Origin of the sequence: Pseudomonas sp. MYb541, assembly GCF_037479595.1 — a bacterium.
Classification (GTDB): Bacteria; Pseudomonadota; Gammaproteobacteria; order Pseudomonadales; family Pseudomonadaceae; genus Aquipseudomonas; species Aquipseudomonas canadensis.
This window is the reverse complement of the sequence record NZ_JBBGYS010000010.1, coordinates 1-14,046: the sequence shown is the minus strand read 5'-3', so window position 1 is coordinate 14,046 and position 14,046 is coordinate 1. Positions and strand designations below refer to the sequence as shown.

General features: G+C 60.8%; 17 protein-coding genes and 1 riboswitch. Of the genes, 10 read left to right on the top strand and 7 right to left on the bottom strand.

What is annotated here, in order from left to right; genetic code table 11:
* The first annotated feature begins 118 nt into the window (after positions 1 to 118).
* Entirely contained in the window at positions 119 to 421 is a 303-nt protein-coding gene (locus WH299_RS08325) for a putative quinol monooxygenase (RefSeq protein WP_078047888.1), read from the top strand.
* Between the two features lie 415 nt (positions 422 to 836).
* Here WH299_RS08325 and WH299_RS08320 read toward each other — a convergent pair whose 3' ends face one another.
* The 3 genes from WH299_RS08320 to WH299_RS08310 form a co-directional block, all read right to left on the bottom strand.
* Complete coding sequence (locus tag WH299_RS08320; RefSeq protein WP_043862986.1) at positions 837 to 1,820, bottom strand: LLM class oxidoreductase; 984 nt, start codon at positions 1,818 to 1,820, stop codon at positions 837 to 839.
* A 539-nt stretch (positions 1,821 to 2,359) separates the two neighbouring features.
* A complete protein-coding gene (locus WH299_RS08315) occupies positions 2,360 to 2,599 on the bottom strand; it encodes a DUF6124 family protein (RefSeq protein ID WP_305381930.1) in 240 nt (79 codons plus the stop codon).
* A gap of 340 nt (positions 2,600 to 2,939) precedes the next feature.
* Positions 2,940 to 3,929 (bottom strand): zinc-dependent alcohol dehydrogenase family protein, encoded by a 990-nt coding sequence (locus tag WH299_RS08310; protein WP_339550027.1) that lies wholly within the window; start codon positions 3,927 to 3,929, stop codon positions 2,940 to 2,942.
* 222 nt (positions 3,930 to 4,151) lie between these two features.
* On the opposite strand from WH299_RS08310, the gene WH299_RS08305 reads away from it, so the two are divergent.
* From WH299_RS08305 to WH299_RS08295, 3 genes are all read left to right on the top strand, one after another.
* Entirely contained in the window at positions 4,152 to 5,096 is a 945-nt protein-coding gene (locus WH299_RS08305) for a hypothetical protein (RefSeq protein WP_339550026.1), read from the top strand.
* Positions 5,097 to 5,201: 105 nt separating this feature from the next.
* Positions 5,202 to 5,435: a hypothetical protein gene (locus WH299_RS08300; protein WP_028617151.1), complete on the top strand. Its 234-nt coding sequence runs from the start codon at positions 5,202 to 5,204 to the stop codon at positions 5,433 to 5,435.
* A 25-nt stretch (positions 5,436 to 5,460) separates the two neighbouring features.
* On the top strand, positions 5,461 to 6,033 hold the full coding sequence (locus WH299_RS08295; RefSeq protein WP_339550025.1) for a nucleotidyltransferase family protein: 573 nt from the start codon (positions 5,461 to 5,463) through the stop codon (positions 6,031 to 6,033).
* On the opposite strand, the gene chrA is transcribed toward WH299_RS08295, so the two are convergent.
* A complete protein-coding gene (chrA, locus tag WH299_RS08290) occupies positions 6,022 to 7,209 on the bottom strand; it encodes a chromate efflux transporter (protein WP_339550024.1) in 1,188 nt (395 codons plus the stop codon). The two genes, WH299_RS08295 and chrA, sit on opposite strands and share 12 nt — an antisense overlap.
* A 193-nt stretch (positions 7,210 to 7,402) precedes the next feature.
* Here chrA and tspO point away from each other — a divergent pair, with 193 nt between their 5' ends.
* From tspO to WH299_RS08265, 5 genes are read left to right on the top strand one after another with little or no spacing between them, the layout of a single operon-like run.
* Complete coding sequence (gene tspO, locus WH299_RS08285; protein ID WP_122725960.1) at positions 7,403 to 7,843, top strand: tryptophan-rich sensory protein TspO; 441 nt, start codon at positions 7,403 to 7,405, stop codon at positions 7,841 to 7,843.
* Positions 7,843 to 8,787, top strand: a complete 945-nt coding sequence (locus WH299_RS08280) for an alpha/beta hydrolase fold domain-containing protein (protein ID WP_339550023.1) — start codon at positions 7,843 to 7,845, stop codon at positions 8,785 to 8,787. Before tspO ends, WH299_RS08280 begins: the two co-directional genes overlap by 1 nt.
* A gap of 41 nt (positions 8,788 to 8,828) precedes the next feature.
* Entirely contained in the window at positions 8,829 to 9,302 is a 474-nt protein-coding gene (locus WH299_RS08275) for a GNAT family N-acetyltransferase (protein ID WP_339550022.1), read from the top strand.
* Between the two features lie 43 nt (positions 9,303 to 9,345).
* Positions 9,346 to 9,570 carry a hypothetical protein gene (locus WH299_RS08270; RefSeq protein WP_068932742.1) on the top strand — a complete coding sequence of 75 codons (225 nt, stop codon included), beginning with the start codon at positions 9,346 to 9,348 and terminating at the stop codon, positions 9,568 to 9,570.
* A complete protein-coding gene (locus WH299_RS08265; RefSeq protein WP_323624242.1) occupies positions 9,567 to 10,064 on the top strand; it encodes a GNAT family N-acetyltransferase in 498 nt (165 codons plus the stop codon). The genes WH299_RS08270 and WH299_RS08265 overlap by 4 nt, the downstream gene beginning before the upstream one ends.
* A gap of 47 nt (positions 10,065 to 10,111) precedes the next feature.
* Here WH299_RS08265 and WH299_RS08260 read toward each other — a convergent pair whose 3' ends face one another.
* The 3 genes from WH299_RS08260 to WH299_RS08250 are packed head-to-tail and all read right to left on the bottom strand — an operon-like array spanning position 10,112 to position 12,884.
* Positions 10,112 to 10,876 carry an ABC transporter ATP-binding protein gene (locus WH299_RS08260; RefSeq protein WP_339550020.1) on the bottom strand — a complete coding sequence of 255 codons (765 nt, stop codon included), beginning with the start codon at positions 10,874 to 10,876 and terminating at the stop codon, positions 10,112 to 10,114.
* On the bottom strand, positions 10,873 to 11,877 hold the full coding sequence (locus WH299_RS08255) for a FecCD family ABC transporter permease (RefSeq protein ID WP_123474347.1): 1,005 nt from the start codon (positions 11,875 to 11,877) through the stop codon (positions 10,873 to 10,875). The genes WH299_RS08260 and WH299_RS08255 overlap by 4 nt, the downstream gene beginning before the upstream one ends.
* A complete protein-coding gene (locus WH299_RS08250; RefSeq protein ID WP_123474346.1) occupies positions 11,874 to 12,884 on the bottom strand; it encodes an ABC transporter substrate-binding protein in 1,011 nt (336 codons plus the stop codon). The genes WH299_RS08255 and WH299_RS08250 overlap by 4 nt, the downstream gene beginning before the upstream one ends.
* A 102-nt stretch (positions 12,885 to 12,986) precedes the next feature.
* Positions 12,987 to 13,181, bottom strand: a riboswitch (cobalamin riboswitch).
* 103 nt (positions 13,182 to 13,284) lie between these two features.
* Between WH299_RS08250 and WH299_RS08245 the strand changes: the two genes are divergently transcribed.
* On the top strand, positions 13,285 to 13,728 hold the full coding sequence (locus WH299_RS08245; RefSeq protein ID WP_123474345.1) for a hypothetical protein: 444 nt from the start codon (positions 13,285 to 13,287) through the stop codon (positions 13,726 to 13,728).
* Positions 13,729 to 14,046: the final 318 nt, after the last annotated feature.

Below are 14,046 nucleotides of genomic sequence, written 5' to 3'. Positions count from 1 at the left end.
TTGGTCTATTTGGGTTTGTAATCCTGGTATCGTCGACCATAGTTAAGAGTCTCGGATACCCCTCTTAGCTATCGCGATCTGATAGCGCCAGCCGCATCGTAACAACAGGAGCCACATCATGGTCAAAGTAGCGTTGTTCGTTCGCCTGGAAGCAAAACCCGGGAAAGAAAAGGATGTAGAAAGCTTTCTTTTGGGCGGCCTTCCGTTAGTGGAGGAGGAGCCAGCCACTACAGCCTGGTTTGGAATCCGCTTGGGGCCGTCCACCTTTGGCATCTTTGACGCATTCCCGGATGATGCGGGCCGGCAGGCTCATCTTTCGGGCAAGGTCGCGGCGGCGCTTATGGCAAACGCTGCCGAGCTGTTTGCCGAACCGCCATCAATCGAGAAGGTTGACGTCCTTGCAGCCAAGCTGCCCGGTTAAGCAAATCCAACAGGAAGTTTCATTCAGTTCGGGGAGGCTCACGATGTCTTGTATGAAAATCAGGATCGCCTGGGCCTGCCGCTGTCCCGGGCGGTGATCAATTAAAACACTTGTATTGAAGATAAATGTCATGGCTAAAGTGCTGTGTCCAGGATTCATGCCATGCTTGCGCGTTCGGTATAAGTGAAAGGATATGCGCGCAAATCGTGTCCATGGACGGCGTGGAAGCCGCACAGAATCTGCAAGGCAATGTGCTCATCACGTGTTCAGGATGAGTAGGGTAGATTGTTTGCCGGGCACCGGTCGCTCATGGCGCGAAGATCTCCATCATTGATATAGAACCGTAGGTCATCCGCGCCGTGACACCTAATGGTTTCGTCAAGTGAGCATTCGTCGGCGTAGCAGTGACCGATGTTCAATGAGCTGCCTGACGCGGCTGCACTCCGAACTGCGCAACGATGTGCGTACCCAATTCCTCAATAACTTCCACCGCAGGGCGCTTGCCGTATTTGAGATTGAGAATGACGTGGTCCACGCCGATTTCCTCAAGCGACTCCAGCAAAAATCGTAGATGGTAACGTCCAAGTCTGAACCCCAAATGGATACGTGTGGGTGGCGTTGACGGATTCTCATCGAGATCGATGTACAGCGACTGAGTAAAGGGCTTATACACAGAACCACATTGTTTCGTGACCTCCAGTCGCCAATCTTCCACGACCAGCCGCTGCATGTTCGGAATGCGTGGATAGTTGATCCATCCGTTGCTCTCACGCGCGATCCAATCCAGTGACTGGCGACTGTTGCCGGTCACGAGCATTGGAATGAATTGGGTGGTAGGTTTCGGAATCAGGTCTGCGCCTTGCATTTCACCAGTGCTCCAGTGGATGGGCTCAAAACTGGTGCTGTGGGCACGGCGAATCACTTCGTAGTGTTCTCGAAAGATCTCTCCACGCCTTTCGGGATCGACGCCAAACGCCGAAAACTCCACTGGCCGATCTCCCGAAGCAACCCCCAGAATCAAGCGACCAGTGCTCAACTGATCGACGCTGGCTGACGCCTTGGCCGTGTGCAGGGGATGGTGCAGCGGGATGGCGATGGAGGCGGTGCCAAGTGCAATCTCCGAGGTATGGGCGGCCATATAACCCAGGTAAACCCAGGGGTCGAAGACTTGGCCGACATCCCCGAAGCCAGGGTCGCGAAGCGGCACGTCGCGAAACCAGAGCGCGCAGAAGCCCAGCGCCTCGGCTTGTTTAGCCAGTGTGACCTGGTTGAGCATGCTCGGAGTGTCCCCGTCGAAGGCCTCCATGGGAAAGAACAATCCAAGGCTCAAATGCCCCTGAGTGAAGGTTCGGCTGAACCCTCGATGCTGCTGGTAAGGAATCGTGCTCGGCCGATACATACGGATTGACCTCATGGCAGAACGTGAACAGCGCCCCCGTTTCCTGAGGTGCTGCGGCATCGGTCGCGTTTGAACGGCAGGTGGGGGGACTGGGTCTGGCTTTTACCCGTTGCGCCGTACTGCTGGTCGTGTGGACCGGACTCAGGGGCCAGTTGCTGGCGATAGGCGAGGGTTGGCCCGGGTGGGTGTTAAGCGGACGGTCAAAGGAAGTCAGATCTCTCGGCTCTATACCACCAGATGGGCAAGGCGTTCGAGGAATCATTCTATAAGCGTAGGCGGTTTTGCAGCTCTCCGCCATATTCTTACAATCGAGCCGCTTCCGGGCGAAAGTTGCGTATCGAAGACAGTTATCGGTCGTTTCCTACCATTCCAGAACGGCCGCTATTGGCCGAAAGCAGACCCTGAACTACATAGGTAAAGCCGGGAGTTTAGACCTGCTCCGGAGTTCATCGATTTCATGGGAAGCAAAGTCGCCAAATCGTAACTCCCGCATACGACGATTCGACGAGCAGTCCGCTAGTGACTGGAATTTCTGTTATTTAACGAGGGCACGGTGCTTCGCGGTCGAGGAGTCTTGCCGTCATCAGCACGCCCAATTCGCTCAATTGGTGAATCGCCAGTGCAATGTCACGGTGCTTACCGCTGAGGTCTTCCGAGAGGTCGAGCAGAAGAGTGCTAACCGAGCTAAAGGTCTCGTAGCTATTGGTAATGAGGCTTTCAGTACTGGCGTCGGGACTGACAGTAAAGAGGACGGTTGGGTCAGATGAGGCTTTGCACATATTCGTAATTCCCAAGTCGGGCCGTCACCCCATCGCTACTAAACGAAAGGGTGGCAGCTGTACGCAGGTTAGTAGACCGGGGAATTACGCAAAGCCGGCGCGCCCGGAGGCGCCCTACGCACAGCCACCATCAAGCACCGACAGGAATGTCAGATTGATGAAGCTTGTGCACTCAACGTAATTGAACCATCAGGCTACTAAACCCGATCACCAAAAAATTCAGCGACCGCGCAACCATAGATTCCACCACCTCAGCACACAAGCCAGCGGATTCTGGGCTAAGCGTAGGCAATCGGGCAACCCACTCGCCACCTTTGGGAAATGTCCTAGGACGATTCCCTTATACCGTCACCACCACCTTGCCCACTTGCTGGTTCGCCTCCAAATACCTGTGCGCGTCCTGCACTTCATCCAACCCAAACGCCTTCGCAATCACCGGCGCCAACGCGCCCGACGCGAGCCCATCCAAGATGAACGCTTTAGCCCGTTCCAACGCCGCCGGGTCGGCGACGATCTCGGCATACAAATACCCCTTGAGCGTCAAACATTTCCCCAACACGGTAAACAACGGAAACGGCGTCGGCTCGGAGCTCAACGCGCCGTACTCCAGCAAGATCCCGCCCTGGGCCATGCTTTGGGTGAGTGCTTCAAAGCCCGGCCCGCCGATAGGGTCGAACACCACGCGGGCGCCTTTGCCGTCGGTCAGTTGCATCACGCGTTGCACCAGGTCTTCTTCGTCGCTGACGATGACGTGGTGGGCGCCGGCATCGAGCAGGGCTTGTTGTTTGGCGCGGGTACGGGTGACGGCGATGGCGGTGGCGCCGACGCTGCGGGCGATCTGGAAGGCGGCGAGGCCGACGCTGCTGGAGGCGGCGGTGACCAGTACGAAGTCGCCTGTGGTGAGTTTGGCTTGTTCGACCAGGGCACCCCAGGCGGTGACGTATTGCATCCACGAGGCGGCGGCTTGGACGAAGCTGAGGTTGTGCGGGTGTTTGACGGTGAGGTGGGCGGGCACGTTGGCGACTTCGCCGTAGGTGCCCCAGCGGGCGATGTCGAGAGGTGGGATGACGCTGACGGCGTCGCCCACTTGGAGGTCGATGACGTCGGCGCCGACTGCGGTGACCACGCCGGCCGCTTCGTAGCCCAAGCGGCTGGGGAATTCGGCTTCTTGCAGGTAGGCGTGGTTGCGGAACATGACTTCGGCGCGGTTGAGGCCGAAGGCTTTGACGTCGATTTGCACTTCATCGGCGGCGGGGGCAGGGACGTCGATGTCTTCGAGTTTCAAGACGCTGGCGTCGCCGTAGGCGTGGATTCGGACAATGCGTGGCATGGGGGGCCTCGGTGTTGATCGATGAGGCGTTCAATGTAGGCCACTCCAATCGCCAGTGCCAACATAGCGCCACTGGGCTGGGTCGATGCGCTGAGCAAGGTGCCGAACAGTGGCCAGGGGGGAAGTAACTTATCGATATCACGGCTTTGTGGGCAGGGTCATGAAAGAAATGGGCGCGCTCCCGTATCATCCGGTGCCTCGCAAGCGCATCAGGAGAGCGGCATGTGGATTGGCCATCGGTTCGAGCGTACCGCGCAAGATGACGTGCTCATCCACTCCCACAACAGGGTACAGAGTGGTGCTGTGTGGCTGGTGGGCGGGCTGGCCGTGAGCGTGCCTGTGGCGTTTGTGGTGTGTGGAATCATTGAAGGGTATTTGCCGCTGGTCGGCCTGGACCCACTGTCCTCGCTGCTGATCGTGCTCGCGTTGCTGTTGATGCCTGCCCTTGGCCTGTTCCTGATGTTTTACACCGGCATTCGCGAGATCTTGCGCCTGTCGCGGCACGACGGCGAAGGCCAACGTCTGACCCGCAATGCCTTTGGGCGCCGTGAGCGTGTGCGTCAGGCCTTTCGGCTCGACCACCCCAGCCATTTCGAACTGCGCCGCCGTCCGCAGGCCGAGCCGGTCTACACCCAGCTGTGGCTGGTGATGCGCGATGGCACCGAGCACCGCCTGACCACCGACAACGTTCCGGTAGTGCCGGGCAGCCCACGCACCGAGCGGTGGCTGGTGGAGTTGGCTGGCTATCTGAACGTGGCGGTGCCGTTCGACGTGATCGATGCATCGGCGCCTCGCAAGCCGCCGCCCTATCGGTCTGCTCCATCCCCGGCCAAGGTCGCCCGTGCGCGAAAAGAAAAAGAGCCTGCTTCTTTACCTGAATCGACCGAAACCATCGGCAGGCCCGCACGGGGTCTACTGGGCTTGCTGGGTGCGTTTCTGGGGGTGTTGGAGCTGTCGCAGGTCTTCGCACTGGTGCCCGCCTTGTTGACTGGGCGGCTGCGGGTCAGTGGGTTTCGATCACGTGCAACGACCTTCGACTGGGCCGATCACCCTGTGAGCTTTTCATTCAACCTGTTTATCGGTGTCGTCGAGGTGGTGATCATTGGCTACATCGCCTGGGCCTGTCTGCGTATTGCGATTCTAGGCCGGTTCAAGTCCGGCCCCTGAGTGCGATTTGCGCAAAAGCCGCCCCTTTCTATGCCAGCCGGTCTACCATGCCCTCCCGGCAGTGGTTCCACGCGCTACCGATCTCTCTCTCGCAAGGTATTGCCCATGTCCATCGACCAAATCTCCCTGCCGAAAGGCGTAGGCCCCCACGCCAGCAAGCTCTTCGACGCCATCACCGGTGCCGCCACCCACGAAGCACTCAACCGTGCCGGCGGTAAAGCCGAAGGGTTTGTGCTCGGGCTGGAATCCACCAAGGCCATCAAAAGCCAGATCGCCGAGTCGTTGTATGTGATTTACGACGACGCGGCGACTCACCGTGCAGGTGAATTGAAAGGCTGATACAGCGTGGTTCCAAGGAGTGCATATGACATTGACCGTCAAAACCCTGCTCAACCTGGCCATGGCCAACCCCATCAACGCCGAAATCACCGCGCGCCTGCCTGACCTCGGGGTGGACCAATGTTTTCTCACGGCGGGCTGCCTGTTCCAGGCGGTGTGGAATCATCAGTCGAACTTGCCTGCTGCCCAGGGCGTAAAGGACTACGACGTTTTCTACTTTGATACGGACTTGTCCTACGAGGCCGAGGATAGGGTAATCCGTGCGGCCGAGCAGTTGTTCCAGGACCTGGGCGTGAATGTGGAAGTAAAGAACCAGGCGCGGGTTCATCTTTGGTATGGCGAGCGCTTTGGTCGACCTTATCCGCAGTTGCACACGGCCAAGCAGGGGATTGACCGGTATCTGGTGGCGGGCACCTGCATCGGCCTGGAGATTGCCACGGGCGAGTTGTATGCGCCGTATGGGTTGGAAGACATCGCACAGGGCGTGCTGCGCATCAACCCGCTGCATCCGGAGCCAGCGTTGTTTGCGCAGAAGGCCAGAAGTTATCAGGCGCGCTGGCCTTGGCTGCGGATCGTGGAGCGGGGTTCAGCCCAGTAAGCCTCCCAGTACGCCGCAGCCGGCCACGACCAGCCAGGGTGGCAAGCGCCATACCATCAGTGCTGTCAGGGCAACCACTGCCAGGCTGAAGTCCAGCGCAGTGAAAATCGCGCTGGTCCACACCGGCTGGTACAACGCCGCCAGCAATAGCCCCACCACCGCCGCATTCACCCCGGCCAGTGCAGCCTGGGTGCGTGGGCTGCGGCGCAAGCTGGCCCAGAAGGGCAGGGCGCCGAAGACCAGCAGAAACGACGGTGCGAAGATCGCCAGGAGGCCGACCGTGCCGCCCAGCCAGCCGGTCGGGGCGTGCTTCATCGAGGCGCCGAGGAAGGCGGCGAAGGTAAACAGCGGGCCAGGTACGGCTTGGGTGGCGCCGTAGCCGGCGAGGAAAACGTCGTTGCTTACCCACTGCGGTGCCACCACGTCGGCTTGCAGCAGGGGCAACACCACGTGACCGCCGCCGAATACCAGTGAGCCGGTGCGATAAAAGGCATCCACCAGGGCCAGGGTGGGATTGGGCAGCCAGGCGACCAGGACCGGCAAGCCCACCAACGCAATCACAAACAGCCCCAGCCACAGGGCGCCTGCGCGGCGGTTGATGGCGATGGGCAGCGCGTCATGCTCGGCGCCGGGTTCCAGCTTGAACAGCAGCAGGCCGGCCACGCTTGCTGCGATGATCACACCGACCTGGCCCCAGGCAGACGGCTCCAGCAGTGCCACGCCTGCAGCCATCAGCATCAGCGTGAAACGCGCCACGCCCCGGCACAAGTTGCGTGCCATACCCCAAACCGCCTGGGCCACCACGGCCACGGCGACGACTTTGAGGCCATGCAACGCACCGGTGGGGATTACGGCACCGTAGTGCGCAAGACCCAGGGCGAACAGGATCAGCGCAATGGCCGATGGCAACGTGAAACCGGCCCAGGCCGCAGCGGCACCGCCGTAACCCGCGCGGGACAGGCCCAGGGCGATGCCGACCTGGCTGCTGGCCGGGCCGGGCAGAAATTGGCACAACGCAACCAGTTCGGCGTAACTGCGCTCGCTCAGCCAGCGTCGCCGTGTGACGAACTCCTCCCTGAAATAGCCGAGGTGCGCAATCGGGCCGCCGAAGGAGGTGAGGCCCAATCGCAGGAAGATCAGGAACACCTTCCAAGGATGGGTAGAGGGCTGAGCCAAAGTGAGGGATCTCGCTCATGACAAATCGGGCTAAGGTGCGAGCACCTTAGCGAAATTTGATGACGTGAAGAAGCGGTGTCGGTTTGCCCGATGTGCCGCTTTGATTGAATTTTTGCCCGCGCGCTTGAGTCATTTAAGCAGGCACGGAAAAAGCCGGCCCTTCACAACCGCTGACTACAGCCAAGGACAGACGATGACTTTCTTTATTTTTCTGCTGGCTTGTGCCGCCGCCGCGAGCACCGGCCTTATTTTCAAGCCGGGTGCCTGGTACGAATCCCTGGTCAAACCCAGCTTCACCCCACCCAATTGGTTGTTCCCGGTGGCGTGGACGAGCATTTATCTGCTGCTGGCCTGGGCCGGTTACCGCCTCAGCCTGATCCCTGGCAGCCAAATGGTGTTGGCGCTGTGGGCGGCGCAGATAGCGTTGAACACCTTGTGGACGCCGGTGTTCTTCGGCGCCCATCGCATCCTCGCGGGGATGGTGATTCTGGCAGTGTTGTGGTTGACCGTCGCGACGATGGTGGTGCTGGCGGTGCAGTTGGACCTGATCACCGGCTTGATTCTGTTCCCGTACCTGGCGTGGCTGTGTGTGGCGGCGGCGCTCAACTTCTCGATTCTGCGGAATAACCGCTGATGGCCGTTAAAGCCTGGCCCGCCAGCGAGCCCGAACGGGCCGAGATGCGCCGCTTCAACCAAAAGCTTGCCTGGTTGCCGCGCTTCAAGATCCGCAATCGCGTCACGCCGCGTTTGATCCAGGCGCTGTTGCGGGTCAGTCAAAAGATCAAGCAAGCGCCTTTGGCTGACACCCACTACGTCGACTCAGTCCCCGTGCGCATCCTGCGCCCCAGCGGCAAGCCCAAGGGCGTGGTACTGGATATCCACGGTGGCGGCTGGGTGATCGGCAATGCGCAGATGGATGACGACCTCAACCTGGGCATGGTCAACGCCTGCAACGTGGCGGTGGTGTCGGTGGATTATCGGCTGGCGGTCGACACGCCCGTCGAAGGGCTGATGGACGACTGCCTGGCGGCCGCGCGGTGGCTGCTCACCACTGAGGAATTTGCCGGCCTGCCGGTGATCGTCGTCGGCGAATCGGCGGGCGGGCACCTGGCAGCGGCGACGTTGCTGGCGTTGAAGCAATGGCCCGCGTTGCTCCAACGGGTGAGCGGGGCGGTATTGTATTACGGCGTCTACGACCTGACCGGCACACCCAGCGTGCGCGCGGCGGGGCCCGACACCTTGTTGCTGGACGGCCCAGGCATGGTCGAGGCGCTGCGCCTGCTCACGCCGGGGTTGAGTGATGACGTGCGTCGGCTGCCGCCGCTGTCACCCTTGTATGGCGACTTCGAAGGCCTGCCCCCGGCGTTGATGTTTGTGGGTGAGTTGGACCCGTTGAAAGATGACACGCTGTTGATCGCTGAGCGGTGGCCGGGGGCTGAGGCGCATTTGTTGCCGGAGGCGGCGCATGGGTTTATTCATTTTCCGGTGGTGATGGGGAAGGAAGTGCTTGCCTATAGCCGTGAGTGGATAAGCCAACGAGTGAACGGGGAAGTACTCAACCTTCCATCGTCCGAGTAATCTTTCGCCTTTCAATACAGCGCCAAGGAAAAAACGTGCCTGTGAACGCACTGAGCCTACGCCCGGCGATTGTCACTGACCTCCCGTCAATCTACCGAGGGGAGCTGGCCTACATCCAACAATGGGAGCCCACTCACGAAGCCGGTTGGCGCACGCAGGTGGAGCACAACCTAGCTCTGTGGGTCGATAACTTCGAGCTACTCACGGTAGCGGTGCTTGACGGTCAATTGGTCGGGTATTCGTTATGGAGACCCGAGGACAGTTTCGCCGAGCTCTACACGATCAATGTCAGCGAGACTTATCGGCGCAAGGGGATAGGTCGGGCATTACTGGATGCCTATGGGGTTGCGGCGCTGGGCAGCGGCTGCACTCACCTGAGTTTAAGCGTGCGCCCAGACAACCCTGCCCGGCTGATGTATGAAGGTGCAGGGTTTATCGCGGTGGGGACAGACTCCCATGGTTACCTTCGTTATGAACGCGCAAATGGACTGGGAACTAAAAACTTGATCGGTTAGTCAGGTTAATCAGTTGCTCTTATTCTTTAAAAAGGACTCCCCCATGCGCGAATACACCCTCAACTACCTGTTCAACGACGAGCCCCGCACCCATGTGTTCGAACTCAAGCAACCCCAATTGCAGGTGCATGAAGCGGCGTTGCACCTGCTACAGCTGCATTTTGGCGACGCCGAGAATGGCTTGATCCTGCCGCCCGCGGATGCCAGCCCGGATGAAATTCTGGAGCAGGCGCAGGTGGTGGGGATTACGCAGATAGCCGTTGCATGAGTTCAAGCCCGATCATTCAGGTGGCCACGGCGGCGGATATCCCTGAGGTATTGAGGTTCGTGCTGCAAGCCCGTGCCGAGCTTTTCCCCAAGCTCAGTGCGACGGGGATGCCGGCGGACTTGGCGCAGTTCGAGGCGATCTATCTGCAGGGCGACGGGCAATTTCTGGTGGCCCGCGGTGAGGGCCAGATTGTCGCAGCCATCGGCTATCTGCCCTATGACGAGCGTTTCCCGCAGTTGAATTATCAGGGCCGCAGGACCGTGGAGGTGGTGCGCCTGTTTGTGCTGCCGGCGTTTCGCCGCTTGGGTTTGGCGGGCGATTTGTACCGTGCGCTGGAGGCGCAGGCCAAAGCAGATCGGGTCGAGGTGATGTACCTGCACACCCATCCGTTTTTGCCGGGGGCGATTGATTTTTGGCTTCGGCAGGGGTTCGAGGTGGTGGATGTGGACGCGGACCCGGTATGGCGCACGACGCATATGCAACGCACCCTCTAACCCCACCACCCACTGTAGGCGCCGACTCCTACAGTGGGATACGTTGATCAGTTTGGGCGTAGCCGCAATATCTGCGCCCCATCAAACGGGTCCGTCAGGTAATGCGCCTGCACCCCAAACGTTTCCTGCAAACGCTGCGGCGTCAGCACCTCCAGTGGTTTGCCCAGCGCCACCAACCGCCCGTGATCCAGCACCGCCAGCCGATCACAGGTCAATGCCTGGTTCAGATCATGCAGGGCAATCAAGGTGGTGACGGGCAACCCTTGCACGCCCTTCAAAATCCCCAACTGGTGCTGGATGTCCAAGTGATTGGTCGGTTCATCCAGCAACAGGATCTGCGGCCGCTGCGCCAAGGCACGGGCGATGTGCACGCGCTGGCGCTCACCGCCCGAGAGGCTGCGCCAGGCGCGATGGCTCAGGTGGGTGGCGTCGACGTCGTGCAGCGCCTGGTTGACGATGGCGTCGTCCTCGCTGGACCAGGGGCTCAGCGCCGACAGCCATGGTGTGCGGCCCAGCGCTACGGCGTCGAACACGCGGATGGCGTCGTCGGTGTCGGCCTGCTGTTCCACCACCGCCAGTTGCTGCGCGATGGCGCGGCGCGATAGCTTGCCAAGGCGCTTGCCGCCTAACAGGACTTCGCCGGACGCTGGCGTGCGCAGGCCTGCGAGCAACTTGAGCAAGGTGGATTTGCCAGAACCATTGGGACCGACAATCCCCAGTGTTTCACCTGGCTGAACGTCCAGATGAATGTCGCTCAGCAACTGCGCCTCGCGCACTTTAAAACCCAGTCCTGTGCAGCTCAGCACGGTCATCGCGCATTCCTCCGGCCAATGAGGATCAGCGCAAACACCGGCGCACCGACCAGCGCCGTGACCACGCCGACCGGAATCACCTGGCCTTTGATCAGGGTGCGTGACAGCACATCCGCCGCAATCAAGAACAACGCACCGCCCAACGCACTGGCTGGCAGCAAGCGCGAGTGCCCGGTGCCGAGCAGCAGGCGCACGGCGTGGGGAATCACCAATCCGACAAAACCGATGGAGCCGACAATCGACACCATCACCGCTGTCACCAGCGCCGCGCAGCCCACCAACACAAATTGCACCCGGCGCACCGGAATGCCGAGGGACGCCGCCGAGTCGCTGCCGAAGGTAAACGCATCCAACGCACGACGGTGCCACAGGCACACGGCCAACCCGGCAATCGCCACCGGCACAGCCAGCCACACCGAAGGCCAGCGCACGCCGCTGAGGTTGCCGAGCAGCCAGAACATGATGCCGCGCGCCTGTTCGGAACTGGCGGATTTGGTGATCAGGAACGCGGTGAGTGCATTGAACAACTGCGACCCGGCAATGCCCGCCAGAATGATCTGGCCGGTGCCGCTGGCCGAACCGCTGGCGCGCGCGAGCAGGATCACCAGCGCAAACGCGGCCATGGCGCCGACAAACGCCCCCGCCGACAACGAAATCAACCCGCCGCCCACACCGATCAACGCCACCAGCACCGCGCCGGTCGAGGCGCCGGCGCTGATGCCCAGCAGGTAAGGATCGGCCAGCGGGTTGCGCAGCAGCGATTGCAGGATCACGCCACACGTCGCCAGTCCGGCGCCACACGCAGCGGCGACCAGGGCGCGGGTGAGGCGATAGTTCCACACCACGCCTTCGTCGATGGGGTCGAGCGCATAACCGGCGGCCCACAGTTTGTTCGCGAGTACCTGGAGTACCACGTGCGGCGAGATGGCGGTTTCGCCGATGGCCACGCCCGCGAGGACGGCGGCTAATAGCAGGGCCAGGGCGAGTAGGGTGCGCATCATTTGGTTAGATCGTAGCCGTCGATGGCCGTGGCCAGTTGTTCAAGGCCGTCGAACGTGCGGATGCTGGCCTGCAGCGCCAGGGCGTCGAGGATGATGATGCGGTTGTTTTTCACCGCGTCCATGTTGCGGGTCACCGGATCGCTGCGCAGGAAGGCGAGTTTCTTTTCATGGTCGTCGGCGGGGTAGCGGCGGCGGTCCATGCGCGCGATCACCAGCACGGTCGGGTTGGCCTTGGCGAGGGTTTCCCAGCCGACGGCGGGCCACTCTTCGTCGGACTGTACGACGTTATGCAAGCCGAGGGTTTCCAGCATGAATTGCGGAATGCCCTTGTGGCCGGCCACATAAGGGTCACTGGCCATCTCGGAACTGGAGAACCACACCAAGGCGCTGGCTTGCTTGAGGCCCTTGCTTTGCACGGTGGCGACGGATTTGGCCAGGCGCGCCTTGAGTTCTTCGTTCAGCTGTTGGCCGCGTGCCTGCACGTCGAAGATCTCGGCGAGTTGGCTGATGCTTTTATAAATGGTTTCGATACGGAACGGCTCCAGCCGCGTGCCATCGGCGCCGACCAGGTTGTCCTTGCCTTCGCAGTCCGAAGGCAACAGGTAGGTGGGGATCTTCAGCTCATGGAATTGCTCGCGGGTGCCAACCACGCCTTGCGGCCCCACAACCCATTCCAGTTCGGCGGCCACCAGTTGCGGGCGTTTGGCGATCACGGCCTCAAAGCTTGGCTCATTGTTGGCCAGGCGCTCGATGTTGTCGTTCTGCGCTTTGTACTGTGGCAGTACGCTGTTGAACCACAGCGAGGTGCCGACCACTTTATTGCCCACGCCCAGGGCGTAGAGCATTTCGGTGGCGGCCTGGCCGATGGTCACGCTGCGGGCCGGCGCTTGCTGGAAGGTGAGGTGGCTGCCGCAGTTTTCCACGGTCAGCGGGTAGTGGGTGGGTGCGGCTTGGGCCAGGGCACAGAAACCCAGGCCAGTGAGCAGGGCGGTAACGCGTGGCAGCATGGGGCAATCTCCGAGTGAAGCGTGCGTGTCATTCGGAAATACACCCTTAAGCGCTGCGAGAGCGACAGGCAAGAATGTCCTTCCCGGACACCCCGCCGGTTAGTCATTGAACTTGGGCCGGCAGGTCTCCTGACTGATGCGTCGTCGCCAGGCTCCGGCCTTCCCGGACAAGGTCCAGTGGCATCAGGGAGCAGGCTCAGCACCTACAGTTGCGGGGGCAGTTCCGATTGGCACGGGTGTACCGCGCTTCGGATTCCCTATTAGTCCCGTTCGGGAACCGGCGCGGTATGGTAGTCGATCACGCGGTTGAACGGGAGGCCGTGAACTCAACGGTAGCTCTCTGGCGTTGAGGCTCCTATGATGGTCAGCCCATGGATCGCTTTATCACAAGGAATACACCGTGAAATCATTTGTCGCGCTCGTCCTTATCGCCACCCTGGCCGGTTGCGCCACGCAAGGTAAATCTGAACAGCAGATTCTCGACGAGGCCACCACCGCCTACGTCAAGTCGATGCCGGCCGATTCAGACAAGCTTCGCTTGCACACGATGAGCATCCCCAAAAGCGGTATGTTCGGCGACACCCTGGCGATTTCCATGGCCGGCGACCAAAACGCTGCCAGCCTCAGGAGCGAATTGCTGAATACCAAGCGCTTGGGCGATGTGTTCTTTTTGATCATGGGGGCCGGCACCCCGGTCGACGTTGCCGTGATCGGCAAAGCCGTCGAAGGGCAGGATTTGAAGGGCCTGCAGATTTACTACTCGGGCACCGATGCGCAGAAGGACAAAGTGCGTGCGGCGGTTGAGAAGTCGCAGGCGCAGTTTCATTACATCAATGCGCAATGAGGCGGCGGCCAAAGGGCGCAGGTATCTACACCACGCGGGGTACGGCGCTGGCGGCTTGACGGTCGGCCGCAGTCTTACTGTTACTCCCGCGATCCAAATGTGGGAGCTGGCTTGCCTGCGAAGGCGGCCTGACGGCTGGCCTGGATGTTGGATCAGGCCGGGTACATATCCGTTATTTAGGTAACGGCTGCGATTGGTTCCGCTCTTACAGCGGGTCACTTTTGGAAGGACCGGAATGCCGGCCCAGCCAAAAGTAACCAAAAGGTCCTCGCCCCAACACTCGGCACCTCGCCTAGGCTCGGTGTGCCCTCACTCCGG